Below are 507 nucleotides of genomic sequence, written 5' to 3'. Positions count from 1 at the left end.
GTTATGGACATTACCCAGGGCATTGGTTGAGGATTTGCCGTCAGCCTGACTGGTGAGGGTTGCCCCTAAAATGACTTTAGACTCGGTACGTTCAGCCCAATCAATCATTGCCTGGAATGGGTCAGCCTGGCCACTGGCCGCTGAATGAAACTCAATCGAACTGCCTTCTGGAATAATACCTGCCGCATCATGGCCCAGTGTCACCAGGGCATGAAGCAACGAGTCTTTTTCTTTCTCAGTGGCCCCTTGCATGTATTTACCGACGCGGGCAGGTAGACCGTAAATCTCCAGAAACTCCGCAAGGTCACGCAAGGCGTAGTTCTTGAACAAGTAAGGCCAGACCAGCACACGGTATAAACCAGACTGCGCAATGAAACCGGGCTTAGCATTGTGCGTATGCACCAGCCAACCGAACGGCCAGAGTTCGGAGCCATTAAAGGTGCCGTCATTGATGCGTATTTCGTCGTTAGTCTCTGGCGTGGTACTGAACCAGCGATGGGGGCGCAG

1 protein-coding gene is annotated in these 507 nt (G+C 52.9%); it reads right to left on the bottom strand.

Annotated elements, in window-relative coordinates; translation table 11 throughout:
• Positions 1 to 507, bottom strand: a 507-nt coding sequence (locus AEP37_RS24030) for a phage portal protein family protein (protein WP_049615695.1), incomplete at both ends; no start/stop codon positions are given.

Origin of the sequence: Yersinia pekkanenii (assembly GCF_001152565.1) — a bacterium.
In the GTDB taxonomy this organism is placed as follows: domain Bacteria; phylum Pseudomonadota; class Gammaproteobacteria; order Enterobacterales; family Enterobacteriaceae; genus Yersinia; species Yersinia pekkanenii.
This window is presented reverse-complemented; position numbering and strand designations above follow the sequence as displayed.